This window comes from Streptomyces sp. NBC_00223 (assembly GCF_036199905.1).
Lineage (GTDB): Bacteria > Actinomycetota > Actinomycetes > Streptomycetales > Streptomycetaceae > Actinacidiphila.
In genome coordinates this window covers 2,287,746-2,311,774 of the sequence record NZ_CP108109.1, presented here as the reverse complement: position 1 = coordinate 2,311,774, position 24,029 = coordinate 2,287,746, and the positions used below count along the sequence as shown (strand labels likewise).

Annotated in this window: 16 protein-coding genes, 3 tRNA genes and 3 pseudogenes; 13 read left to right on the top strand and 9 right to left on the bottom strand. The window is 72.2% G+C overall.

From position 1 onward, the window contains the following. Window positions 1-306: 306 nt before the first annotated feature. Window positions 307-507, top strand: a complete 201-nt coding sequence (locus OHA30_RS09760) for an antitoxin (RefSeq protein WP_328913422.1) — start codon at window positions 307-309, stop codon at window positions 505-507. Between the two features lie 139 nt (window positions 508-646). Here OHA30_RS09760 and OHA30_RS09755 read toward each other — a convergent pair whose 3' ends face one another. Further along, a complete protein-coding gene (locus tag OHA30_RS09755; protein WP_328913421.1) occupies window positions 647-1,897 on the bottom strand; it encodes a PP2C family protein-serine/threonine phosphatase in 1,251 nt (416 codons plus the stop codon). Window positions 1,898-2,173: 276 nt separating this feature from the next. Between OHA30_RS09755 and OHA30_RS09750 the strand changes: the two genes are divergently transcribed. From OHA30_RS09750 to OHA30_RS09725, 6 genes are all read left to right on the top strand, one after another. Continuing rightward, on the top strand, window positions 2,174-2,554 hold the full coding sequence (locus tag OHA30_RS09750) for a hypothetical protein (protein ID WP_328913420.1): 381 nt from the start codon (window positions 2,174-2,176) through the stop codon (window positions 2,552-2,554). Window positions 2,555-2,697: 143 nt separating this feature from the next. Next, window positions 2,698-3,135 (top strand): gamma-glutamylcyclotransferase family protein, encoded by a 438-nt coding sequence (locus OHA30_RS09745; protein ID WP_328913419.1) that lies wholly within the window; start codon window positions 2,698-2,700, stop codon window positions 3,133-3,135. A 139-nt stretch (window positions 3,136-3,274) separates the two neighbouring features. Then, window positions 3,275-4,060 carry a sirohydrochlorin chelatase gene (locus OHA30_RS09740; RefSeq protein WP_328913418.1) on the top strand — a complete coding sequence of 262 codons (786 nt, stop codon included), beginning with the start codon at window positions 3,275-3,277 and terminating at the stop codon, window positions 4,058-4,060. Window positions 4,061-4,078: 18 nt separating this feature from the next. After that, window positions 4,079-5,368, top strand: a complete 1,290-nt coding sequence (locus tag OHA30_RS09735; RefSeq protein ID WP_328913417.1) for a deoxyguanosinetriphosphate triphosphohydrolase — start codon at window positions 4,079-4,081, stop codon at window positions 5,366-5,368. A gap of 175 nt (window positions 5,369-5,543) precedes the next feature. After that, entirely contained in the window at window positions 5,544-6,806 is a 1,263-nt protein-coding gene (locus OHA30_RS09730; RefSeq protein WP_328913416.1) for an NAD(P)/FAD-dependent oxidoreductase, read from the top strand. A gap of 17 nt (window positions 6,807-6,823) precedes the next feature. Continuing rightward, window positions 6,824-7,270: a GNAT family N-acetyltransferase gene (locus OHA30_RS09725; RefSeq protein WP_328913415.1), complete on the top strand. Its 447-nt coding sequence runs from the start codon at window positions 6,824-6,826 to the stop codon at window positions 7,268-7,270. Between the two features lie 69 nt (window positions 7,271-7,339). Here OHA30_RS09725 and OHA30_RS09720 read toward each other — a convergent pair whose 3' ends face one another. Further along, window positions 7,340-9,247: a glycoside hydrolase family 9 protein gene (locus tag OHA30_RS09720; protein WP_328913414.1), complete on the bottom strand. Its 1,908-nt coding sequence runs from the start codon at window positions 9,245-9,247 to the stop codon at window positions 7,340-7,342. Between the two features lie 890 nt (window positions 9,248-10,137). Between OHA30_RS09720 and dnaG the strand changes: the two genes are divergently transcribed. Next, window positions 10,138-12,048, top strand: coding sequence for a DNA primase (gene dnaG / locus OHA30_RS09715; protein ID WP_328913413.1), 1,911 nt, complete (start codon window positions 10,138-10,140; stop codon window positions 12,046-12,048). Between the two features lie 246 nt (window positions 12,049-12,294). Then, window positions 12,295-13,575: an RNA polymerase sigma factor gene (locus OHA30_RS09710; RefSeq protein WP_328913412.1), complete on the top strand. Its 1,281-nt coding sequence runs from the start codon at window positions 12,295-12,297 to the stop codon at window positions 13,573-13,575. 29 nt (window positions 13,576-13,604) lie between these two features. Here the strand turns inward: OHA30_RS09710 and OHA30_RS09705 are convergent, their stop codons facing one another. The 5 genes from OHA30_RS09705 to OHA30_RS09685 all read right to left on the bottom strand — a co-directional run bounded on the left by OHA30_RS09705 (window position 13,605) and on the right by OHA30_RS09685 (window position 21,741). Then, window positions 13,605-15,422 (bottom strand): phosphatidylglycerol lysyltransferase domain-containing protein, encoded by a 1,818-nt coding sequence (locus OHA30_RS09705; RefSeq protein ID WP_328913411.1) that lies wholly within the window; start codon window positions 15,420-15,422, stop codon window positions 13,605-13,607. 151 nt (window positions 15,423-15,573) lie between these two features. Continuing rightward, a complete protein-coding gene (locus OHA30_RS09700) occupies window positions 15,574-17,502 on the bottom strand; it encodes an ABC transporter ATP-binding protein (RefSeq protein WP_328917795.1) in 1,929 nt (642 codons plus the stop codon). A gap of 47 nt (window positions 17,503-17,549) precedes the next feature. After that, window positions 17,550-19,286, bottom strand: a complete 1,737-nt coding sequence (locus tag OHA30_RS09695; RefSeq protein ID WP_328913410.1) for an ABC transporter ATP-binding protein — start codon at window positions 19,284-19,286, stop codon at window positions 17,550-17,552. Window positions 19,287-19,908: 622 nt separating this feature from the next. Then, on the bottom strand, window positions 19,909-21,354 hold the full coding sequence (locus OHA30_RS09690) for an FGGY family carbohydrate kinase (protein ID WP_328913409.1): 1,446 nt from the start codon (window positions 21,352-21,354) through the stop codon (window positions 19,909-19,911). A 90-nt stretch (window positions 21,355-21,444) separates the two neighbouring features. Continuing rightward, the gene (locus OHA30_RS09685) at window positions 21,445-21,741 is read right to left on the bottom strand and encodes a YtxH domain-containing protein (RefSeq protein WP_328913408.1); all 297 of its coding nucleotides are present in this window, start codon (window positions 21,739-21,741) and stop codon (window positions 21,445-21,447) included. A 176-nt stretch (window positions 21,742-21,917) separates the two neighbouring features. Between OHA30_RS09685 and OHA30_RS09680 the strand changes: the two genes are divergently transcribed. The 3 genes from OHA30_RS09680 (at window position 21,918) to OHA30_RS09670 (ending at window position 22,297) form a co-directional block, all read left to right on the top strand. Then, window positions 21,918-21,990: transfer RNA gene (locus tag OHA30_RS09680), tRNA-Asn, on the top strand. Window positions 21,991-21,995: 5 nt separating this feature from the next. Continuing rightward, window positions 21,996-22,068 (top strand) — tRNA-Asn (locus tag OHA30_RS09675). 155 nt (window positions 22,069-22,223) lie between these two features. Beyond that, a tRNA-Ile gene (locus OHA30_RS09670) sits at window positions 22,224-22,297 on the top strand. Window positions 22,298-22,387: 90 nt separating this feature from the next. Here the strand turns inward: OHA30_RS09670 and OHA30_RS09665 are convergent. Beyond that, window positions 22,388-22,792: pseudogene (locus tag OHA30_RS09665) on the bottom strand (sugar nucleotide-binding protein); the annotation flags it as partial. Between the two features lie 187 nt (window positions 22,793-22,979). Then, window positions 22,980-23,654, bottom strand: a pseudogene (locus OHA30_RS09660) (UDP binding domain-containing protein); the annotation flags it as partial. Here OHA30_RS09660 and OHA30_RS09655 point away from each other — a divergent pair. Continuing rightward, a pseudogene (locus tag OHA30_RS09655) lies at window positions 23,622-23,945 on the top strand (transcriptional regulator); the annotation flags it as partial. The pseudogenes OHA30_RS09660 and OHA30_RS09655 overlap by 33 nt on opposite strands. Window positions 23,946-24,029: the final 84 nt, after the last annotated feature.

The following is a 24,029-nucleotide window of genomic DNA, read 5'->3' as shown; positions in this document are numbered from 1 at the left end:
TTCCGTCTGCGATGTGGATCACATTAGAAGCCACCACTGACAATCGGTCCCCGAGACCGCCATGACCCCCTTCCCACCTGTGGGTTTTCCCACGACGGCCCGTCCGTGGCCGCTTGTTGGCCGCCTGTTGGCCGCCCGTCGAGTGCCCGTCGGGCGCCCGCGGCCGGCCCTGCCCGGCCGGCCCCGGCGGTTCCGGTCACCGGTCGCGGCTCCGGGCCGGCCGGGGACGGGCTGTCCCGGCCGCCGGGTTCCCCGTGGGAACATTTCCCTGACCAGGGAGTACCGGAGAAGGAGACGTGTCTGCCCATGTTCGACGCCCTGAAGAACCTCAAGGACAAGGCCGAGGAGGTCGCCGAGGCGCACGGCGACAAGATCTCCGAAGGGCTGGAGAAGGTCGGCCACCTCGTCGACGAGAAGACCGGCGGCAAGCACGGCGACAAGATCGACACGGCGGTCGACAAGGCCCAGGACTTCGTCGAGAAGCTGGGCGAGAAGAAGAAGGACTGACCGTCCCCGACGGCCGTGGACCGGTCCGGGTACCGCGCTGCGGTACCCGGACTGTTTCCTTACGGGCCCGACCCGCCGACCGTCCCGCTTCCGCGTGGCAGCGGCCCCCGGGGGCAACTACCGGACGCGCGGGGGGTGTTCACTCCATGACGCCGAGGTGGTTCGCGGCGCCTCCTCGCCATTCGATGAGGAACAGGGAGGAGTCGTCGCTGGTGATGCCGCCGCGCTCGCGTTTGAGTTCGTGCGAGAGGGTACGTGCGATCGCGCGGACTCCTCCGTTCGCGTGGGCACGTACGGTGCGGTTGATCGTGTCGATGAACTGAGCCTCGCCGAACGGGTCTCCGCCGACGTGGTGTTCTTCGATCAGCCCGTCGGTGAAGCACAGGAGCCGGTCGCCGGGCTGGAGGTGACGTTCGCTCACCCGCGGCGGTTCGCCGCCGCAGCCCAGGGGCAGGGTCGTCGGGCCCTCCAGCCGTTCGTGTACGGAGCCGGCCCGGATCAGCACCGGCGCCGGGTGGCCGGCGTTGACCCACTTCAGATGACCGGTGGCGACATTGAGGTGCATCATCTGGGCGGTGACGAAGTGGTCGGGGCTGAACTGCTGCTCGATGGCCCGGTCCATGAACGCGTACATCTGCGACAGGTCGGTGTTGGCGCGCCGGGTGTGCCGGTAGGCGCCGATCGCGACGGTGGCCATGGTCGCGGCGTCCAGGCCGTGTCCCATCGCGTCGATCATCGCGGCGTGCAGGATGTCCCCGTTGAGGGCGTAGTCGAAGCTGTCGCCGGCCACCCGGTAGGCGGGCTCCAGGATTCCCGCGACCTCGACCTGGGGAACGGTCATCGACAGCGGGGGCAGCAGCGACCACTGGATCTCGGCCGCCACGCTCATCGGGGCCCGGCGTCTGGCCTGGAAGAACTCGTCGGTGTAGGCGTCCTTGGTGACGATCATGTCGGCGACCAGAGCGGCCAGTCGGCGCAGCAGCCGCCGGTCGTCGTCATCGACACGGTCGAGGGTGACGACCATGACCCCGATCTGGTCGCTGCCGTCCAGCAGCGGCAGATACATCCGGACGCCGTCGTTCTCGGCGACCTCCACGGACCGGCGGAGCAGAAAGGACTCACCGGCAGGGGAGCCCACGACCGGCTCGGGACCGGAGATGGTCAGCCGCCGGCCCGGCAGGGGCACGAGCAGCAACTGCTCGTAGTCCTGCAGGAGGATCGAGACCTCCCGGCCGCCGATCCGGCTCACCTCCTCGGCGACCAGCGGAGCGATCAGCTGCGCCGGCATCTCGTGCGCCCGGTCGAGCAGGGTGCCCAGCAACCGCTCGCCGAACCCCTCGGACCGGTCCTCCCTCAGACCTCCACCGCGCCGCCGCCGACCGATAGCCACAAGCCGTCTCCTTTCCCCGGCCCGAACGCGCCGAAATCGGGCCGGCCGCACGCGAAGCCGACTCTCACGCCCCTGAACCCTCTGCCACCGGCCCGGGCCGGATGCCGATATGTCCCCCGAAGCGTGCCATCAACCCCCGCCACCACCGTTCTCCCACACCGTCCCGCCCCCGGCGCGGTGCGCCTGTGTCCTCGGGCCCGGCCGGCTCGCACCGGCCTGGCCGGAACCGGTCCCGAACCCCTACGGGAGGGTGCGGTGATCCGCGATGCTTGACGCATGCTGCTTCCCGGCGCCGGCGCGCGAACCGAGCTGATCGAGGTCGTCCGCGTCACCTCGGCCACGCGGGACGTGTTCCCGGGCCCGCTGGACGGTGAGGACGTCGCACTCTGGGCGGAGGACGAGGTCCGGCAGGTGCCGGCGTTGATCACCGAACTGCCGGAAGGCGCGAGGCGGCGCTGCTTCACCCCGGGCTGGGGCATCCGGGCCCACGGCGCCACGGCCCTTCTCTTCGAGATCTCCTTCTGCTTCAGCTGCAACGGAGCGCGCCTGTGGGGACCCGAAGTCCCCGCCGAACACGAGGACATTCATGTCTTCGACGCGGACAGCCCGTCAGCCCACGCACTGCTCAGCCGCTTCCGCGCCGCCGGGTCGGGTTGACAGTTGATCAACACGACGCGCACCCAACCGAACACACCGCCGCGGCATCTCCGGCCGGCCGGGCGGAAACCGACCCCCGCCGCCCGGGCCGACACCGGTCCGGAAGCCCGGCGGCCCGGCGACAATCAGCTTCGGAGGCTGCTGTGATCTCCCCGCGTCTGCCGTTCTTTCTCTACGGGACGCTGCTGCCCGGCGAGCGCAATCATCGGCTGCTGCTGCACGAGCACTCGCTGTCCTGGACCCCGGCCGTGCTGCACGCCGCCCTGCTCTTCCAGGGCCCCGGCTACCCCTACGCGGTCCCCGACCCGACCGGCGCCGGGACCGTGCGCGGCGCGGTCGCCGTACTCGACGGGCCCAGCGCGGCGGCGTACGAGCAGGTGCTCGCGGCACTCGACCGGCTGGAGGGATACGTCCCGGGCAGCGCGGCGAACCATTACGAGAGAGCGCGGCGGAATGTGCTGACCGAAAGCGGCGAGATCGACGCCTGGGTCTATTTCGCCGCCGACCGTACGGCCCGTGAGCTGCTGCTTTCCGGCTCCCGGATCGACAGCGGCGACTGGCTGGACCGCGCGGAACCGTAGGCCCGCCGCAAGCCCCGCCGCAAGCCGCGTCGAACGCCGCCCGGCCCCTCACCGGAGGCGGAAGCCCCCGTGAGAGCGCCGACATCATCCGTGACCGGCCCGAAACGGTCGCGCAATCCGCACCCCGCAGGATCGTTGTATGACGATTCCGACAGCGCCGACCCGCCGGCCGGCCCTCGTGGCCGTCGCGCACGGCAGCCGCGACCCGCGCGCGCTGCGGACCGTACGGGCGCTGCTCGACCGGGTCCGGGCCCTGCGCCCCGGCCTGGACGTACGCCTCGGGCACATCGAGCTGAACGATCCGCCGCTCGCCGACACACTGGCCGGGCTGAGCGGCGAAGCCGTCCTCGTACCGCTGCTGCTCGGCCGCGGCCACCACGTCAAGCGTGATCTGCCCGCGGCGCTCGCCGCCGCGCCGCACCTGCGCGGCGTGGTCGCCCCGGCGCTCGGCCCGCATCCGCTGCTCGCGCTGGCGCTGCACGCCCGGCTGCTCGCGGCCGGCTGGGACGCCGAGGGCCCCGGGCAGGCGGTCGTGCTGGCCGCCGCCGGGTCGCGCGACCCCGACTCCGCGGTCGACACCGCCAGGACCGCCGCCCTGCTCGGCGCGCGGCTGGGCGGCGTCCCGGTCGTACCCGCGTACGCCTCGGCCGCCGCGCCCACGGTCCCCGAGGCGGTCGCCGCGCTCACCGCGCGGGGGCTGCGGCGGATCGCGGTCGCCGCGTACTTCACCGCGCCCGGCCGCTTCGCCACGCAGAGCGTGGGCGCCGCGCCCTGGATCGCCTCGGCCCCGCTCGGCGCGCACCCGGCCATGGCCCGGCTGGTCCTGTACCGCTACGACCAGGCCCGCTACGACCAGGCCCGTCACGATCAGGCCATCTCCGCCACCCCCGGCGCCCATCGGCTGTTCGCGGTCGGAGCCCCCTGACCGGTTACGGTCGTTCTTATGAACGGCAACGATGCGGCGACCGCGTACCCCTACGCCGACGCGGACACGGAACGCTACGTGCCCGAGCCGGAGAAGCGCCCCGGCCGCACCGCCTTCCAGCGCGACCGGGCCCGGGTGCTGCACTCGGCGGCGCTGCGCCGACTCGCCGGGAAGACGCAGGTCGTGGACCCGGGGGTGGGCGGCAGCGCCGTCACCGACACCAGTCCGCGGACCCGGCTCACCCACTCCCTGGAGTGCGCGCAGGTCGGGCGTGAACTGGGCGCCGCGCTGGGCTGCGACCCCGATCTCGTGGAGACCGCGTGCCTCGCGCACGACCTCGGGCACCCGCCCTTCGGGCACAACGGCGAACAGGTACTGGCCGAGTTCGCCGCGGAGTGCGGCGGTTTCGAGGGCAACGCGCAGAGCCTGCGGCTGCTGACGAGGATTGAGCCGAAACGTTTCTTCGACGCCCCCGGCGGCGCCCTCGTCAGCGTCGGCCTCAACCTCACCCGGGCCGCCCTCGACGCGGCGACCAAGTACCCCTGGCCGCGCGGCGGCCACCCCACGGCCCCGCACAGCCGCAAATTCGGCGTCTACGAGGACGACCTGCCGATCTTCCGCTGGCTACGCGAGGGCGCGCCGGACGAGCGGCGCTGCTTCGAGGCGCAGGTCATGGACTGGGCGGACGACGTCGCCTACTCCGCGCACGACGTGGAGGACGGCCTCCAGGCCGGGCACATCGACCCCCGCGCGCTGCTGTCAGGCCCGGAACGCGCCGAGGTCTTCGCCTGCGCGGCCGCGCGCTACGCCCCGCCCGGCACGGAGTCCGACGCGCTCGCCGAGGCCCTGGACCGGCTGATCGGCCAGCCGTGGTGGCCCCGGCGCTACGACGGCTCCGCGCTCGACCAGGCCCGGCTCAAGGACGCGGCCTCGCAGCTCATCGGGCGGTTCTGCCAGGCCGCGGAGAGCGCGACACGCGAGTGCTACGGGGACGCGGGGCTGACCCGGTACGGCGCCGAGCTGGTCGTCCCGGCGCAGCAGCGCCTGGAGTGCGCGGTGCTCAAGGCGGTGGCCGACTGCTGCGTCATGCAGCGGGCCGCGCAGGCGCGGCGCCGGGCGGAGCAGCGGGTGGTGATAGGCGAGCTGGCGGAAGCGCTGCTGGCGCGGGCGCCGGAGGGGCTCGATCCGCAGTTCAGGGGGATCTACGAGGACGCCTCGGACCCTTTGGTGCGCAGGCGTACGGTCGTGGACCAGATCGCGGCGCTGACGGACGCGGCGGCGACGGCCCTGCACGCGCGCCTGGCATAGTCGCCGGGAATGCCCCGGAGCGGCGCCGCGAACCTCCCGCGGACGACGCGCCCACGACACCCGTACGGCGCGGCGCCCTTCCGGAGGGACCCGGCGTGCGGGACGCTGACGTGCGGCACGCGCGCGGACGGACCCGCGCGGGTATCCAGGGAACAACCCGCAGGGGAGGCGCACAGTGGTGGACGCACACCAGACCTTCGTGATCGTCGGAGCCGGGCTCGCCGGGGCGAAAGCCGCCGAGACCCTTCGCTCCGAGGGATTCACCGGCCGGGTGATACTGATCGGCGACGAGCGCGACCACCCCTACGAACGGCCACCGCTGTCCAAGGCGTTCCTGGCCGGCAACGCGGAGCGCGACTCCGTCTTCGTCCAGCGCAACGCCTGGTACGCCGAGCACGACATCGAACTGCACCTCGGCCAGCCCGCCGTGCACCTCGACCGCGCCGCCCACACCGTCACCCTCGGCGACGGCACCACCTTGCAGTACGACAAGCTGCTCCTCGCCACGGGCAGTGAACCGCGCCGCCTCGACATCCCCGGCACCGACCTGGTCGGCGTCCACCACCTGCGCCGCCTGGCCCACGCCGAGCGGCTGAAGCACGTCCTGGCCAGCCTCGGCCGGGAGAACGGCCATCTGGTGATCGCCGGGGCCGGCTGGATCGGCCTGGAAGTGGCCGCCGCCGCCCGCGGCTACGGCGCCGAGGTGACGGTCGTCGAGCCCGCGCCGACCCCGCTGCACTCCGTGCTCGGCCCCGAACTGGGCGCCGTCTTCACCGATCTGCACACCGAGCGCGGGGTGCGCTTCGCGTTCGGGACGCGGCTGACCGGGATCACCGGCCAGGACGGCGTGGTGCTGGCCGCGCTCACCGACGACGGCCAGGAGCACCCCGCGCACGACGTGCTCGCCGCGATCGGCGCCGCCCCGCGCACCGCGCTCGCCGAGGCCGCGGGGCTGACCCTGGTGGACCGGGCCGACGGCGGCGGTATCGCGGTCGATGCCTCCCTGCGCACCTCCGATCCGGACATCTACGCCGCCGGGGACGTCGCCAACGCCGAGCACCCGCTGCTCGGCCGCCGGCTGCGGGTCGAGCACTGGGCCAACGCCCTCAACGGCGGCCCCGCGGCCGCCCGCGCGATGCTCGGCCAGGAGGTCTCGTACGACCGGGTCCCGTACTTCTTCTCCGACCAGTACGACCTCGGCATGGAGTTCTCCGGCTGGGCGGCGCCCGGCTCGTACGACCAGGTGGTGTGCCGCGGGGACGTCGGCAAGCGGCAGTTCATCGCCTTCTGGCTGAACGAGGGCCGGGTGCTCGCCGGGATGAACGTGAACATCTGGGACGTCACCGAGCCCGTCCAGAACCTCATCCGCTCCGGCCGCCCGGTCGACCCCGAGGCGCTGTCCGACCCTGCCGTACCGCTAGCCTCTTTCCTGGACTGATCAGGAAGGACACCCGTATGCGGACCGCCGTCGTACCCGTCGAGGAGATCTTCGCGCTGCGATGGGCGGTGCTGCGTACCGGGCTGCCGCGCGAGACCGCCGTCTATCCGGAGGACGCGCACGAGGGTGTCTTCCACATAGCCGCGTACGACGCCGAGGGCGCCGTACGCGGCTGCGTGACCTTCTTCCCCGACCCGCTGTCCGGCGACGCGGCCCCCGCGTACCGCTTCCGCGGCATGGGCACCGCCCCCGAGGTGCGCGGCCAGGGATACGGTGTCGCGGCCCTGCGGGCGGGGCTGCGCGAGGCCGCCGCCCGGGGCGCCGGGATCGTCTGGTGCAACGGCCGGATCGCCGCCGCCGGCTTCTACGAGCACGCCGGTTTCACCGCGATCGGTGAGCAGTTCGAGCTCGCGCCGAGCGGTCTGCACTACCGCTTCGTCACCAAGGATCTCGGCCGGCCGTAGCAGTCGGCCGCGGCGCCGGATCGCGCGGTCCACGGCCCTGTGATGTCCGGGCAGGGGACCGCGCGGCCGTCACTTCGACAGGTAGAACGCCAGCAGTCCCGACGCGTCCATGTCCAGCGCGGGTTCCGAGCTCTGCCACGACCTGACGTCGTCCACATAGCGGCTGCCGTGCCCGTTGAAGGCGCCGAACGGGTCCGCGCCGCCCGCCGGGCAGGCCCGCATGCCGTCCATGTAGTCGCCGAGGCCGTCGCTGAACTGCTCGGCGCCGTTGGGCCCGTTGACGATCGCGCCGACTTCGAGCGGCCGGGAGCCCTTCAGACCGCCCGCCAGGTTGCCCAGTTCACCGGCCGTGCACCTGGGGAAGGTCTTCCCCTCGCCGACCATGAACGACGTCCCCCAGGCGTTCGCCCCCAGCAGCCAGCCGAACTGCTGCGTGCCGAACCTGTCGTACGACGCGTCGCCGGTCACCGCCTTGTACAGCCGGACCGTGGCCGCCAGACCCATGGTGTGCGAGTCCGCGTCGAAGTCGTCGTAGACCGCGCCCGCGTGGAAGGGGTCGGCCTTCGCCCGCTGCTGCCCGGCCTTGATCTGGCCCTTCACATAACCGATGAGCTGCTGATACGTCACCGCCAGGCCGTGCTGCCTGCCCGCCGCCTTGAGCGCGCGGGCGAGATCGAGGTCGGCGAGCGCGCTGGTGTCGTACATGTTGAGGGTGTCCGCGCCGGCCTCGCTCTGGTGACCCTTGGCCCAGTGGGCGGCCTGCGCGAGCCACTGGGAGGCCCGCGGGTCGTGCAGCTTCTGTGCGGCCAGGGCCAGTTCGGCGCCGCCGAGGGCCAGGTCGTCCTTCCAGCTGGTCTCCGGGTAGTAGCCGTACGGCACGGTCGTCACCAGGGTGCCCGGCTTGGTGTCGGCGAGGGCGTAGATCTGCGCGGCCGTCCGCAGATACCCGCGGGCCTTCGCCGGGCTGGTACGGGCGTAGCGCTGCGCGCCGAGCGCGAAGTCGGCGGCCAGCCGGCCCGCCTGGTTGGGGCTGATCTTCGCGCCGGGCGCCCCGGCCCGGAAGACCGGCCGGTTCTTCAGGAACGGGTGCGCGGAGTCGGTGTCGTCCTTCTCCGGCAGCCGCCACACGTCGTGGTCGCCGACGACGCTGCCGCTGTCCGTACCCGAGCCGAGTCCGACCTGGATGTAGAGGGTGCGGGTCTTCTCGTCCCACATCTTGTCCAGCCAGTCCAGGCCGTGCTGGGCCTCGGCGGTCAGCGCGGCCGGCGGGTGGGCGCCGCTCTGGCGGGCGGCGATCTGGAGCGCGGCGACGGCGTAGGAGGTGGTCTCGGTGAATTTCAGATAGTCGCCCGCGTCGAACCAGCCGCCGGAGACGTCCACCGGGCCGCCGATCTTCTTCGGCGCGGCCTTGATCGTGTCGCCGTCGGGGTCGGTGAAGGTGGGCCAGGCGTAGACGGCGGCCTTGGCGTCGTTGAGGTGCGCGGGCTTGCGGTGCAGGGCGCCCGGTACGGTGTGCGCGCCGTCGCGCTGGGCCTGGAAGAAGGCGGTGGCGTCGGCGGCGGGCTTGCCGAAGACGGCCGCGCGGGAGCCGATGGTGAAGGCGGGGGAGGAGGCGGTGGCCGCGCCGCCGACGACCAGGTGGTAGCGGCCGTGCCGGTGGACCTTGCTGAAGTCGATCAGATAGACCGCCGGGTAGCCCTTGTTCCACTTGCCGAGGCTGCCGCCCGTGCGGCCGTGGGCGGCGACCTTGCCGTGGCTGTCGAGCAGCTTCCAGGACGCGTTCGACACCTTGCCGTGGGCCAGCAGGAAGGCTTCCTTCGCGGCGCCGTCCGCGTAGCCGGCCTGGTTGACCCGGACCAGTCCGGTGGTGGCGGCCTGCGCGGTGTCCGCGCCTTCAGCCAGGGCGAGCGCGGCCACCAGCGCGGCGGCGGTGACGGCGGTCGTGACGACGGTGGCCCTGCGGGCGGCGATGGGCATACGGGCGCGGCTCCTTGACAAGTTAGGAAACCTTCCTAATAAATGCCGAAGCTAGTCCTCCCCTTTCGAGCCGGTCAATACCCGTGCGGCCGGCACGCGGGTTTGTACGGACGCCCGTCCGGGCGGGGGGTCGCGCGACGTCGTGCCCGTGCCCGTGCCGGGCGGCGTGCGGTTTGTGCGGCTGCCCGCGCCGGGCGGTGCCCGCGGCCGCGCCCGCGTCGGGTGGGGTTCCGCGCCGCGGAGGTGGGCTTCGGTCCGCGACCGAGCTGGTGGGTGTCCGACCGGGCCCGTACGCTGCGCCGGGTTGTGTGGGTGCCCGCGCCGGGCACTGTCGCCTGTGTCCGTGCCGGGCGGGGTTCGCGCGTGATCGGCGCGGTGGCGATGCCCGTGCGGAGGGTGCGCCCGTACGGTGCCGGGTTGTACGCGTGCCGGGTGGTGTCCCCGGCCACGTCGGGTGGGGGTTCGCGCTGCGGAGACGGGTTTCGGTCCGCGACCGGGCCCATACGCTGCACGGGTTTGTACGGATGCCCGTCCTGGGCGGGGGCCGCGCGTATCCGGCGCGGGCCGGTATCCGTGCGGGTGCCCGCGCCGGGCGGCGCTCGCGGCTGCGGCCGCGGCGGGCGGCGGTTCGCGCCGCGGAGACGGGCTTTGGTCCGCGACCGAGCTGGTGGGTGTCCGACCGGGCCCGTACGCTGCGCGGGGTTGTGCGGCTGCCCGCGCCGGACGGTGTCCGCGCCTGTGTCCGTGCCGGGCGCGAGGGCCGCGCGTATCCGGCGCGGGCCGGTATCCGTGCGGGTGCCCGCGCTGGGCAGTGGCCGCGGCCGCGGTGGGTGGGGTTCGGGCGGAGGCCGGAGCCCGTACGTGTCCGAGCGGGCCCGTAGACTGCACGCGTGGCAGGCAGGATCAGGGACGAAGACGTGAAGGCGGTACGGGACGCCGTTCCGATCGATGCCGTGGTCGCCGAATACCTCCAGCTCAAGAACGCCGGCGGCGGCAATCTCAAGGGCCTGTGCCCCTTCCACGACGAGAAGTCCCCCTCCTTCCAGGTCAGCCCGGCCAAAGGTCTATACCATTGCTTCGGGTGCGGGGAAGGCGGCGACACGCTCGCGTTCGTGATGAAGGTCGATCATCTGACCTTCGCCGAGACCGTGGAGCGCCTGGCCGCGCAGGCCGGGATCACGCTGCGGTACGAGGAGGGCGGGCACAGCCACGGCCGGCAGCAGGGCGACCGTATCCGGCTGGTCGAGGCACACCGGGCCGCCGCGCTCTTCTACGTCGAGCAACTGGGCGGCGCCGAGGCCGAGATCGGGCGGAAGTTCCTCGCCGAGCGCGGCTTCGACCAGGCCGCGGCCGAGCACTTCGGGGTCGGCTACGCGCCCGCCGGCTGGGACCACCTCGTGCGTCATCTGCGCGGCAAGGGCTTCACCGACAAGGAGCTGATGGTCGCCGGCCTGGCCTCGGAGAGCCGCCGCGGCGGCGCCATCGACCGGTTCAGGGGCCGGCTGATCTGGCCGATCCGCGACATCACCGGCGAGGTGATCGGCTTCGGCGCCCGCAAGCTGCGCGAGGACGACCAGGGCCCGAAGTACCTCAACACCTCCGAGACCCCGCTCTACCACAAGTCCCAGGTGCTCTACGGGATCGATCTGGCCAAGAAGGAGATCGCCAGGACCGGCCGCGCGGTCGTCGTCGAGGGCTACACCGATGTGATGGCCTGCCATCTGGCCGGGGTCACCACCGCGATCGCCACCTGCGGCACCTCCTTCGGCGGCGACCACATCAAGATCCTGCGCCGGCTGCTGATGGACAACTCCACCGCCGAGGTCGTCTTCACCTTCGACGGCGACGAGGCCGGGCAGAAGGCCGCGCTGCGCGCCTTCGAGGACGACCAGAAGTTCGCCGCCGAGACCTCGATCGCGATCACCCCCGGCGGCATGGACCCCTGCGAACTGCGGCTCGCGGAGGGCGACGCGGCCGTACAGCGGCTGATCGACACCCGTACCCCGCTGTTCGCCTTCGCCCTGCGGTCGATCGTCGGCCGCTACAACCTGGACACGGACGAGGGCCGGGTGGCGGCGGTCGACGCGGCCGTCCCGGTGGTCGCCGCGATCAAGAACCAGGCGCTGCGCGACCGTTACGCGATCCGGCTGGTCGGGATGGCCGGGATCGCCACGCAGTCCGAGGAGCAGTCGATGATCCGCCGGGTGCGGGCGATGTCCCGGGCCAGGGCGGCCGGGGGAGCGGCGCCGGAGCGCGGACGGCCCGCGCGGGGGGCGTACGCGCAGCCGCAGACCGCCCCCGCCGCGCCGCGCGGACCCCGGCTCGATCTGCGCAGCCCCGCGCACCGGGTCGAGCGCGAGCTGCTCAAGCTCGCCCTCCAGTACCCGCAGCTGGTCTCCCCGGCCTTCGACGCCTATGGCGAGGACGAGTTCACCGGCCCGCCGTACGCCGCGGTACGCCGGGTGATCATGGAGGTCGGCGGGGTCGAGCGGGCCGACGGCGACTATCTGACCCGGGTGCGCGAGGCCGCGCCCGACGACACCGTACGGATGATGATCACCGAGCTGGCGGTCGAGCCGGTGATGCACAAGGTCCCGGAGCTCTACGCGGGTGAGGTGCTGGTCCGGGTCCGGGTGAACGCGGTGGAGCGCCGGATCGGCCAGGTCCACGCGACCCAGGCCCGGCTGGCCGCGCAGGGCGTCCCCGCCGACTCCCCGGAGACGATCGCGGTCAGGAACGAGCTGTGGGCGCTCCAGCAGTACGGCCAGCGGCTTCGCGTCCAGGGCGCGGCGGCGCTGTAGCGGGGGGCGTACGGAGGCGTACGCGGGTGCGGAAGAGGGGAGCCGGGGGTACGCCATGGCGCCCGCTCGCCCGTGTCCGGCGGACCGTACCCTTCCGCGTCACCAGGCGGACGCACGTGGTGACGTGGCGTGAAAAAGGGGGCGCACGACCCTCGTAGTGGGGGTGCGTCGTGAGCCACACTGGGTGGGCGCCCGGCCCTGACGCTCTTCGAGCCCAACGACGCGCTCACCGCGGAGGTCGCTTCCGTGCAGCCCCATACGCAGACGCAGATCGAGACGCAGACACCGCCCGACTTCCCGGTCCTCCCATCAGTGGCCGAGGTGGTGGGCACGGCGCCCCCGGTGGCCCTGGCCACGGCGCCCCCGGTGGACGAGCCGGGCCCGCTCGGGGTGCCCGGCCGGCGGCAGGACGACGTCGCCCTCCTGGAGGTCCCGCTCCTGGCGGCCCCTCTCCTGGAGATCCCGCCCGAAATCCCGCCCGACCTGCTGGCCGAGGCCCCGCCCGACCTCCTGGCCGATATGCCTGATGTCCCGTCCGAGATCCTGCCCGAGATCCTTCCGGAGACCGACCTTGAGGACGAGCCGGCGCCGCGCCCGCTGCGCGCCGAGTCGGCCGGCCCCTCCGCCGATCTGTTCCGCCAGTATCTGCGCGAGATCGGCCGTATCCCGCTGCTCACCGCGGCCGAGGAGGTCGAGCTGGCCCGCCGGGTGGAGGCCGGGCTCTTCGCCGAGGAGAAGCTCGCCGCCTTCCCCGTACTGGACTCGCAGCTCGCCGTGGACCTCGACTGCCTGGTCGTCCGGGGCCGGATGGCCAAACGCCGGCTGATCGAGGCCAATCTGCGGCTGGTCGTCTCGGTGGCGAAACGTTACATCGGACGCGGGCTGACCATGCTCGACCTGGTCCAGGAGGGCAACCTCGGGCTGATCCGCGCGGTGGAGAAGTTCGACTACGCCCGCGGCTACAAGTTCTCCACGTACGCGACCTGGTGGATCCGCCAGGCCATGTCACGGGCGCTGGCCGACCAGGCACGGACGATCCGGGTGCCGGTGCACGTCGTGGAGCTGATCAACCGCGTGGTCAGGGTCCAGCGCAGACTGCTCCAGGAGCACGGCCACGAACCCACCACCGAGGAGGTCGCCGCACAGCTCGATCTCACCCCGGAACGGGTCTGCGAGGTGCTGCGGCTGGCCCAGGAACCCGTCTCGCTGCACGCGCCCGTCGGTGAGGAGGACGACGTCTCGCTCGGCGACCTCATCGAGGACGGCGACGCCGCCTCACCCGTGGAGTCCGCCGCCTTCCTGCTGCTGCGCGAGCACCTGGAGGCCGTGCTCTCCACCCTCGGCGAGCGCGAACGCAAGGTCGTCCAGCTGCGCTACGGCCTCGCCGACGGCCGCCCCCGCACGCTGGAGGAGATCGGCCGCATCTTCGGCGTCACCCGCGAACGCATCCGCCAGATCGAGTCCAAGACGCTCGGCAAGCTCCGCGACCACGCCTTCGCCGACCAGCTCCGCGGCTACCTCGACTGAACCCGAGCCGCCCGGGCCCGTGAAGGTCCTCAGCCGTCCCCGCGCAGCCGGGACAGCGGCCGCGGAGTGACGATGAAGCCCTCGGCCCTGGCACTGGCCAGTCCGATCCGCGGCAGATGCGCGCTCTTGGCGAAGAGCAGGAAGCGCGGCTCCCAGATCGGCCGGTACTTCGCGTTCGCCCGGTACAGCGACTCCAGCTGCCACCAGCGCGAGAAGAACACCAGCGCCGACCGCCACAGCCGCAGCACCGGCCCCGCGCCCAGCCGCGCGCCGCCCTCGAACACCGACCGGAACATCGCGAAGTTCAGCGAGAGCCGCTCCACGCCCACCTCGCGGGAGCGCTCGATGAGGTCGAGGACCATGAACTCCATCAGGCCGTTCTCGCCGTCCCGGTCCCGCCGCATCAGATCGAGCGACAGCCCCTTGGGCCCCCACGGCACAAAGCTCAGCAGCGCCCGCAGCTCGCCGTCCCCGTCGTGGCACTCGATCATCACGCACTCCCCGTCGGCGGGGTCGCCGAGCCGGCCGAGCGCCATCGAGAAACCGCGCTCGGTCTGCCCGTCCCGCCACCGGTCGGCCGCCGCGATCAGCTGGGCCATGCAGCCCGGCGAGATCTCGCGGTGGCGGCGGATCCGGGTGGTGTAACCGGCCCTGCGCACCCGGTTGTACGCCTGCCGCACCCCCCGCATCGCCCGCCCGTCGAGGGTGAACTCGTCGGTCTCCACGATCGCCTCGTCGCCCAGCTCCAGCGCGTCCAGGCCGTGCCGCGCGTAGACCGTGCCGCCCTCCTCGCTCGCGCCCATCACCGCGGGAATCCACGCGTGGTCGCGGGCCTCCATCAGCCAGGCGTCGATCGCGCCCGGCCACGCCTCCACGTCACCGATCGGGTCGCCCGCGGCCAGCGCCACCCCGCCGACCACCCGGTAGGCGACGGCCGCCTTGCCGCTGGCGGAGAAGACCACCGCCTTGTCACGGCGCAGCGCGAAGTAGCCGAGCGAGTCACGGGCGCCGTGCCGTTCCAGCAGGGCCCGCAGCCGGTCCTCGTCGCCGCGGCTCTGTAGCTCACGGCCGCGCGGGGAGCGGAAGAGCGCGTAGAGCACGGTGAGCAGCAGGACCAGTCCGCCGAGGTTGAGCCCGGCGTTGACCAGCGTGTTGGCGTGCAGATTCGGCTCGATGTCGGAGTTGCGGCTGAGCGTGGTCAGCCGCAGCGCCACGTACCAGACCCGGTCGCCGACGCTCGCGCCGTCCGGGCCGACGGCCGTCACCAGGGTGGTGCCGACCAGGACGGACAGCAGCGCGCCGACCCCGAGGACGGCGAGCGCGAGCTGCGGGTTGGTGCGGTCGCCCTTGCCGTGGAACTCGCGCCGGCCCAGCAGTGCGAAGGCCAGCACCACCAGGGTGATCGCGGTGGAGACCCAGTTGAAGGGGTGCCGCCGGAAATCCGCGTAGCACAGGCCCCACACCGACAGGATCGCGTAGCCGCCGCACAGCACGACGAAGACCAGCCACGCCACCCGCTTGCGCCGGGCCAGCATCATCGCCATGAACACCGCGGCAGCCGCCGAGCCGAAGCCCGCGAAGAGCATGAACGGGGTGAACAGCTCACCGCTGTTGTGCGTCGACACCTCCTGACGGACGGTCAGGGACACCGCCGTGGTCAGGTTGAGCAGCCCGATCACCCGCAGGTACCAGATCGGCACCCGCGCGCCCCGCCGCTCCAGGGCCGTACCGCCGCTCGGGCAGTGCGGCCCCGGATCGGCCGATGGGGTACGCCCGTTACGTCCCTTGCCGCGTGGATCCGCGCCCTGGGTACGGGCGTGCGGGGGCGTGGTGACGGTACCGCTCATGATCTCTGCCTTCCGGGCCGACCGCCCTGAATCGTGTCCCCGGGCCCCTGAGGCCGCGCGGGAACGCGCGCACAGGCTACCAACGCCCCGCGCTCCCTTACCCCGCGCGGGTCCACCCCGTTCGTCCCCCCGGCCCGGCCGGCCCGGCACGTCAGTCCACCTCGGCCACCGCCTGGGCGAACTGCGCCGCGTACAGCCGGGCGTACGCCCCCTGCGCGGCGAGCAGTTCGGTGTGCGTGCCGTGCTCCACGATCGAGCCGGATTCCATCACGAGGATGACATCGGCGTCGCGGATCGTGGACAGCCGGTGGGCGATGACAAAGCTGGTACGGCCGTGGCTGAGCTTGGCCATCGCGCGCTGGATCAGCACCTCGGTACGGGTGTCGACGGAGCTGGTCGCCTCGTCCAGCACCAGGATCACCGGGTCGGACAGGAACGCCCGGGCGATGGTGATCAGTTGCTTCTCGCCCGCGCTGACGCCCGTGCCCTCGTCGTCGATGACCGTGTCGTAGCCGTCGGGCAGGGTACGGATGAAGCGGTCGGCGTGCGCGGCCCTGGCCGCGGCCTCGATCTCCTCGCGGTTCGCGTGCTCGGAGCCGTAGCCGATGTTGTCGGCGATCGTGCCGCCGAACAGCCAGGTGTCCTGGAGCACCATGCCGATCGAGGAGCGCAGCTCCTCGCGGGACATCGCGGCGATGTCGGTGCCGTCCAGGGTGATCCGGCCGCCGGAGACCTCGTAGAACCGCATCAGCAGATTGACCAGGGTGGTCTTGCCCGCGCCGGTCGGGCCGACGATCGCGACCGTGTGGCCGGGCTCCACCGACAGCGACAGACCGTCGATCAGCGGCTTCTCGGGGTCGTAGCGGAAGGCGACGTCCTCGAACGCCACCCGGCCGTGCAGCTCCTCCGGGCGGGCCGGCGTCTTCGGCTCGGCCGACTGCTCGTCGGCGTCGAGGAGTTCGAAGACCCGCTCGGCCGACGCGACCCCGGACTGGATCAGGTTCGACATGCTCGCGACCTGCGTCAGCGGCTGGCTGAACTGCCGTGAGTACTGCACGAACGCCTGTACGTCCCCGATGGACAGCGCGCCCGACGCGACCCGCAGTCCGCCGACCACCGCGACCAGCACGTAGTTGAGATTGCCGATGAACATCATCAGCGGCTGGATCGTGCCCGATATGAACTGGGCCTTGAAACCGGACCTGTACAGGGCCTCGTTCTGCTCCTCGAAGGCCGCCGCGGACTCCTCGGCGCGCCCGAAGACCTTCACCAGCGAGTGGCCGGTGTACATCTCCTCGATGTGCGCGTTCAGTTGCCCGGTGGTCTTCCACTGCTGCACGAACTGCGGCTGGGCGCGCTTGCCGACCTTGGTCGCGACGATCATCGTCACGGGCACGGTCACCAGCGCGACCAGCGCCAGCAGCCAGGAGATCCAGAACATCATGGCCAGCACACCGACGATGGTCAGCACCGAGTTGACCAGCTGACCCATGGTCTGCTGCATCGTCTGGCCGATGTTGTCGATGTCGTTGGTGGCCCGGCTGAGCACTTCGCCGCGCGGCTGCTGGTCGAAGTACGACAGCGGCAGCCGGGACAGCTTCTCCTCGACGCTCTCCCGCAGCCGGTACACCGCCCGGTTGATGACCTTGGTGGCCGTGCGCATCTGCATCACGCTCAGCAGCGCGGCGCACACGTACACCCCGAGGGCCAGCAGCAGGATCATGCCGATGGCGTGGAAGTCCATGCCCTGGCCGGGGGTGAAGTCGATGCCCGAGAGCATGTCGGCGACCCCGCCCTTGCCGTGCTCGCGCAGGTAGTGCAGGGCCTGGGCCTTGGTGGTGCTGTGCCCGGTGTCGCCGAGCTGCCGGCCGATCACGCCCGCGAAGATCAGGTCGGTGGCGTGCCCGAGGATACGCGGGCCGGTCACGGTGAGGGCGACGCTGGCCGTGCCGAGCGCCAGCACCGCGTAGAGGAACCAGCGGTCGGCGCGCATCAGGCCCACGAGGCGCCGCAGCGACCCCTTGAAGTCCATCGAGCGCTCGATCGGCCCGCCGCTCATGAAGCGCGCGGGTCCGCCCATGGGCGCGGGTCCGCGCCGGATGGGTGTCTTCTGCAACGAGTCGTCGCTCATGCCGCGGCCTCCTGCTCCGTGAGCTGCGACAACACGATCTCCCGGTAGGTCTCGTTCCCGGCCATCAGTTCGGTGTGGGTGCCCGTGCCGACGACCCGGCCCTCGTCCAGGACGACGATCCGGTCGGCGTCGCGGATCGTGGACACCCGCTGGGCGACGATCACCACGGTCGCCTGCGCGGTCTCGCTCGCCAGCGCCCGCCGCAGCGCCGCGTCCGTCGCGTAGTCCAGCGCCGAGAAGGAGTCGTCGAACAGATAGATCTCCGGCCGGCGGACCAGACATCGGGCGATCGCCAGCCGCTGCCGCTGCCCGCCGGAGACATTGCTGCCGCCCTGGGCGATCGGCGCGTCCAGCCCGCCTTCGAGCCCTTCCACGAAGTCCTTGGCCTGCGCCACCTCCAGCGCGTGCCACAGCTCCTCGTCGCTCGCGTCCGGCTTCCCGTAGCGCAGATTGGTCGCCACGGTCCCGGAGAACAGATACGGCTTCTGCGGCACCAGCCCGACGGTCTCGGCGAGCAGCGCCGGATCGATGTGGGCGACGTCCTCGCCGTCGACCAGCACCCGGCCGCCGGTCGCGTCGTACAGCCGGGGGATCAGGCCGAGCAGGGTGGACTTGCCGCTGCCGGTCGAGCCGATCACCGCGGTGGTCTGGCCGGGCCGGGCGACGAGGTCGATCCCGCGCAGCACGGCCGCCTCGGCGCCCGGGTAGGCGAACTCGACGCCGGCCAGCTCCAGGTGGCCGTGCCGGCGTAGGTCCGTCACGGGCGCGGAGGGCGGTACGACGCTGGAGTCCGTGCCCAGCACCTCCTGGATGCGCTCGGCGCACACCTCGGCGCGCGGCACCATCATGAACATGAACGTGGCCATCATGACCGACATCAGGATCTGCATCAGATAGCTGAGAAACGCGGTCAGCGCGCCGATCTGCATCCCGCCGCTGTCGATCCGGTGGGCGCCGAACCACAGCACGGCGACGCTGGAGATGTTCACCACGGCCATCACGACCGGGAACATCAGGGCCATCAGCCGGCCGGTGGCCAGGGAGACCGCGGTCACGTCCTCGTTGGCCCGGTCGAAGCGCCGCTGCTCGTAGTCGTCCTTGACGAAGGCCCGGATGACGCGGATGCCGGTGATCTGCTCGCGCAGCACCCGGTTCACCGTGTCCACGCGGCGCTGCATCGTACGGAACAGCGGGCGCATCCTGCGGATGATCAGGCTCACCGCGATGCCCAGCGCCGGGACGACCGCCAGCAGCAGCGAGGACAGCGGCACGTCCTGGCCGAGCGCCATGGCGATGCCGCCGACGCACATGATCGGCGCGGACACCATCAGGGTGAACGACATCAGCACCAGCATCTGCACCTGCTGGACGTCGTTGGTGGTACGGGTGATCAGCGAGGGCGCGCCGAACTGGCCGACCTCGCGGGACGAGAAGCTCTGCACCCGGTCGAAGACGGACTTGCGGATGTCCCGGCCGACGGCCATGGCGGTCCTGGCCCCGAAGAAGACCCCGCCGATCGAGCAGCACACCTGGGCGACGGTCACCGCGATCATGACGCCGCCCAGGGTCATGATGTAGCCGGTGTCCCCCTTGACCACGCCGTTGTCGATGATGTCCGCGTTCAGGGTGGGCAGATAGAGGGCGGCGATGGTCGCCACCAGCTGGAGCAGTACCAGCAGCCCGATGGGGCGCTTGTACGGTCCGATATGGGACCGGAGGAGTCGGATCAGCACACTGAATACCTCGGTGTCGGCTCTGTCGGCATGACGATGGAACGCCGACTGTGGCAGGGACGTCCACCACGGAAGGACGCGTCAGCCGTACGGCGGGTTGACATGCCCGGCGCTCCGGTCGTCACAGGCGCCCGGCGTGCGGGCACGGGGGCGTGGCACGGGCGGACGTCGCCGTTGCCCGGCGGGCGTCGGCGCGCAACCCTATCTTCCGGGGTCGGCGCAACGCACGGGGTTTGTGGCGACGAGAAATCGAAGCGGTCGGGCCCACGACGGCGTGGGCCCGTGACGACCCCACCCCGGCTCGCGCGGCGCCCACGCGGGCGGCCTCCCGGCCCGGGACTCCTCGGGCTCGGGGGGTGCGCCCCGGGTCACGACTTCTTGGGCTCGCGCTCCTGCGCGCCGGGGCCGGGCGGCGGCCTCCCTGCGACGTAGCTGTAGAGGCCCGTGCTCGTCGGATATGGCCTTCCCGCCGGGCCTCTCGGGTCCGGTCCCGTCCCGGGCTTCCGTCGCCGCGCGGCCGGGGCCTCGCGGGGGTGCCTGCCCCCGCTGTTCGTGGCCCGGGCCGGGTCGGGCTCCGCGGGTGCCCGCACCCGTCGCTGCTCCCCGGCGCCCGAGGCGTTCCTCAGGGCTGGGCGAAAGCGCCCGGGTGGGTGTGCTCGCGGACGGCCACGTACTGCTGGCGTACCGCCGAGCCCACCGCCGTGTCGTCACCCGGGTCGAGCAGCCGGGACTCCGCGCCCGGCCAGTGCGGCGGCTCGCTCTGCGACTGCGAACCCAGCACCGCGCCCAGCGACCAGGCCGCCTGCCGGGCCGCGCCCAGCGCCGCGTACTCCGCCGCGGGCGGTACGACCACCAGCGTCCCGAACAGCGCGGGCGCGATCGCCTGGACCGCGGGCAGCTCGGCCGCCGCGCCCAGCAGAAACACCCGGCGCACCTCCGCGCCCTTGTCCCGCAGCACGTCGAGCGCGTCCGTCAGCCCGCACAGCATGCCCTCGAACGCCGCCCGCGCCAGGTGCTCCGGCTTCATCGAGTCGCGCCGCAGCCCGGCCAGCGTGCCCGCGGTGTGCGGCAGGTCGGGGGTCCGCTCGCCCTCCAGATACGGCAGCAGCACCAGCCCGTACGCCCCCGGCGTCGAGCGCAGCGCCAGCTCCGACAGGCCCGCGAGATCCGTTCCCAGCAGGTCCGCCGTGCCGCGCAGGGCCCGTACGGCGTTGCGCACCTGGACCAGCGGCAGGTGGTGGCCGGTCGCGTCGGCGTAACCGGTGACCGTACCGGTCGGGTCCTTGAGCGCGTCGTGGTGCACGGCGAAGACCGTGCCGCCGGTGCCGAGCGAGACCACCGCGTCGCCCGGGCCGAGGCCCAGGCCCAGCGCGGCGGCCATCGTGTCGCCGGTGCCGGCCGAGATCAGCAGGCCCTCGGGGGTCTGGCCGGCCGGTTCCGCCGGGGCCAGTACGTCGGGCAGTGCCACCTGGTGGCCGAGGGCCAGCTCGACCAGGTCCGCGCGGTACTCGCCGGTGGACGCCGACCAGTAGCCGGTGCCGGAGGCGTCACCGCGGTCGGTGGTGCGGCGGGCGGGCCGGCCGAGCAGTTGCCACACCAGCCAGTCGTGGGGGAGCAGCACCTGGGCGATGCGCTTGGCGGCGGCCGGTTCGTGCTGGGCGAGCCAGCGCAGCTTGGAGACCGGGTACGCGGCCTGGGGCACCGAGCCGACCGCCTCCGTCCAGCCGGCCGGGCCGCCCAGCTCCTCGGTCAGATCCGCGGCCTGCACCTGCGCCCGCTTGTCCCCGCGCAGCAGCGCCGGCCGTACGGTCACCCCGCCCGCGTCCAGCGCGAGCAGGCCGTGCTGCTGCCCGGAGATCCCGATCGCCTGCACACCTTCGAGCACCCCGCCGGACGCGGCCTCGCCCAGCGAGAGCAGCCATGCCTCGGGGTCGATCTCGGTCGGCTTCTCGCCTTCTCCGAGCGGGTGCGGGGCGTGCCCGTGCCGGAGCACGGCCCCGGTGTCGGTGTCGCACACGACGATGGTGGTGCCTGTGGTCGAGCTGTCTATCCCGGCGACTTTCCCCATGCCGCTGATGATGCCCCACCTCGGGCCCCCCGCGCCTCACCGAACGGATTCCCATGGCCGTTCGGCGGCCTTTCGGGGGGCCTTCGCCGGTCAGGTGTTCGAAGTGCCCCACTCGTCCTCGGGCGCGCCGCCGTTGCGCAGCGCCCGTACCTTCTGCCGTACGGCGGACGGCATCCGTTCACCGAACCGGCTGTCCACGCTGTCGGCCGCCTTCGAGGCGGCGCTGCGCCCCTGCTGGCGGGCGCTCTCCGCGGTGTTGCGCACCGCGGGGTTCTTGGCGATCTGCTGTGCCTTGGCACGCAGCTGCTCGTACCGCTCCCGCCCGGCGCGCGCGCCGAACACGTAGCCGACGAGGGCTCCGGTGATGAACGTCAGCCGGTAGCGCATGGCTCCACCCTTCTCCGTCCTTCTCGGACTCTTCGGCGCCTACCCAGCGTCCTGTCCGGCAACCTCGGCGCAAGCGGTTGGCGGAGCACCCCCCCACTTGCGCTAATGTATGTGTCGCACCGGATGCGCGCTCCTCGGGAAGCTTCCGAGGGGTGCATTCGGCGCAGGCAGAGCGATCCCCTGTAGCTCAATTGGCAGAGCAGCCGGCTGTTAACCGGCAGGTTACTGGTTCGAGTCCAGTCGGGGGAGCTCGGTCCCCTGTAGCTCAATTGGCAGAGCAGCCGGCTGTTAACCGGCAGGTTACTGGTTCGAGTCCAGTCGGGGGAGCGCCGGATCAGGACCCTTCGGGGTCCTTTTTCATGCCCTCGGGAACCGTGCGGCCGTGCCCCGATGTCCACTTGACGACGTGTCTGTGACCCGCGAGGGCGACAGATCGTATGAGCAGCTATGCTGCGGCAGACGGCGCGCACGGCGTGCCGTACGGGGCGGTAGCTCAGCCGGTTAGAGCAGCGGACTCATAATCCGTCGGTCGTGGGTTCGAGTCCCACCCGCCCCACTCGGCGGAATTGCTCTGACCTGCGGAAACGCCAACTTCAGAGGCTTGGGCCGAGCCGGACGCCACACAGGCCGCCTCCTGTGACGGCTCCTATGGCTTCCTTCGAACCCAATCAGCGTAAGTCCGCAGACTGCTCCCACGCGGTCGTCCGGCGTGCCGGCGGTCCCCGCGCGGGAGGCGGTTCAGGGCATCGCCTCCCGCGGCGTGGTGGATGCCCGCGGCGCCGCTCAGCGCCAGTTCCAGCAGGGCGGCAGCCAGGTCTGATATGTGGACCGGGCAACGGATGTCGTCGGTGAACAGGGTTCCGTCGAGCGCGCCTGCGGCGAGTTGGTGCACCGGACGCTCGTGCACGGAACGACCGTGGCCGATGATCAGCGACGTGCGGACGACTGCGGCCTTCGGGTGCACCGCGAGAACCCCGGTCTCCGCAGCGGCCTTGGCCGCACCGTACGGGGTGACGGGGTCCGGGAGACAGGACTCGTCGTAGTGGACGCGGCCGCGCCATCGGGGTTCGAGGTAAAGCTGCTTCGGCTCGTGGCCTTGGAGCACCAGGAGCCCGACCAGGGTGTTGCCCGTGACGGCCACCCAGGTTTCGTACTGCGGCACGAGCACGCGGGCGAACCAGGTTGTCGGTGTAGTCCAGCTCCGGGTTGCGGACCATCGCCGTGGGCACGGCCTGCGGGTCGTGGATGGTGACGGTGGCGCCGGCCTGCCGGAGGGCCTGGGAGAGGGCGAGGGCCGGGGACTCGCGTACATCGTTGGTGCCGGGCTTGAACGCGGCGCCCCACACGGTGACCCGGGCGCCCTTGATGGGGCGCTCGCCCAAGGCGCGGGTGATGAGGCCGAGGGCGACGTCGCCGCCCGCGGCCTCGCACATGTCGGCGACGGCGTTGATGTAGCTGATCTTCAAGCCGAGGAAGGTGTTCGCGGCGCCCTTGGCCAGTTCGGCGGTGTGCGGGTCGGTGACGAAGATCGGCACGCCCGCCTCGATGATCCCGGCGTACACGGCGCGGATCGCCTTCTCGCCCTCCGCGGTGGTGACACCGGCGATGAGGCGGTCCGGGCGCAGGGTGTCCTCGACGGCGTGACCTTCGCGCAGGAACTCCGGGTTCCATACGACGTCGACCTGTTCGCCGGCGGGGGCCAGGCGCTGGGCGAGGGCGGTGACCTGGTTGGTGGTGCCGACGGTGACGGTGGACTTCCCGACGATCGTGCACGCCCGGTCGAGGTGGGGGGGCGAGCTGACGGACCGCGCCGAAGACCTGTGCGGTGTCGTAGGAGCGGCCGTCGGCGTCGATGGGGGTACCGACGCCGATGAAGTGCGGCCGCGGTGGACTTGTACGCCGTCGGCGTCCACTGGGCCCTGGGGGACGCGGGCGCCGCGCTGGAGTCCGGCCGTGATCTGCGCGAGGGGCAGTTCAACACCACCGAGCGCAAGGGCAGGATGCACACCGACCTCGGCCGGGCATGGTGGCAGTGGGGCAAGTCGGAGCAGACGGCCGCCGAGCTGCTGTCGGCGGCGCGCGTCTCCCCGAGCGAAGTGCGGGACCGGCCCGCGATCCGGCAGATCGTCAGCGACCTACGGTCCCGTCACCCCCGGGTGACGGGCGTGCGCGAGCTGGTAGCGGTTGTGGGCTCGGCGGCCTGACAGATCCTCGACTACGCCTCGGCCGAGAACCCGCCATGGGCACCTTCGGCCGATCGCGACGGCCCCGCCGAAGGCCGGCGCGGG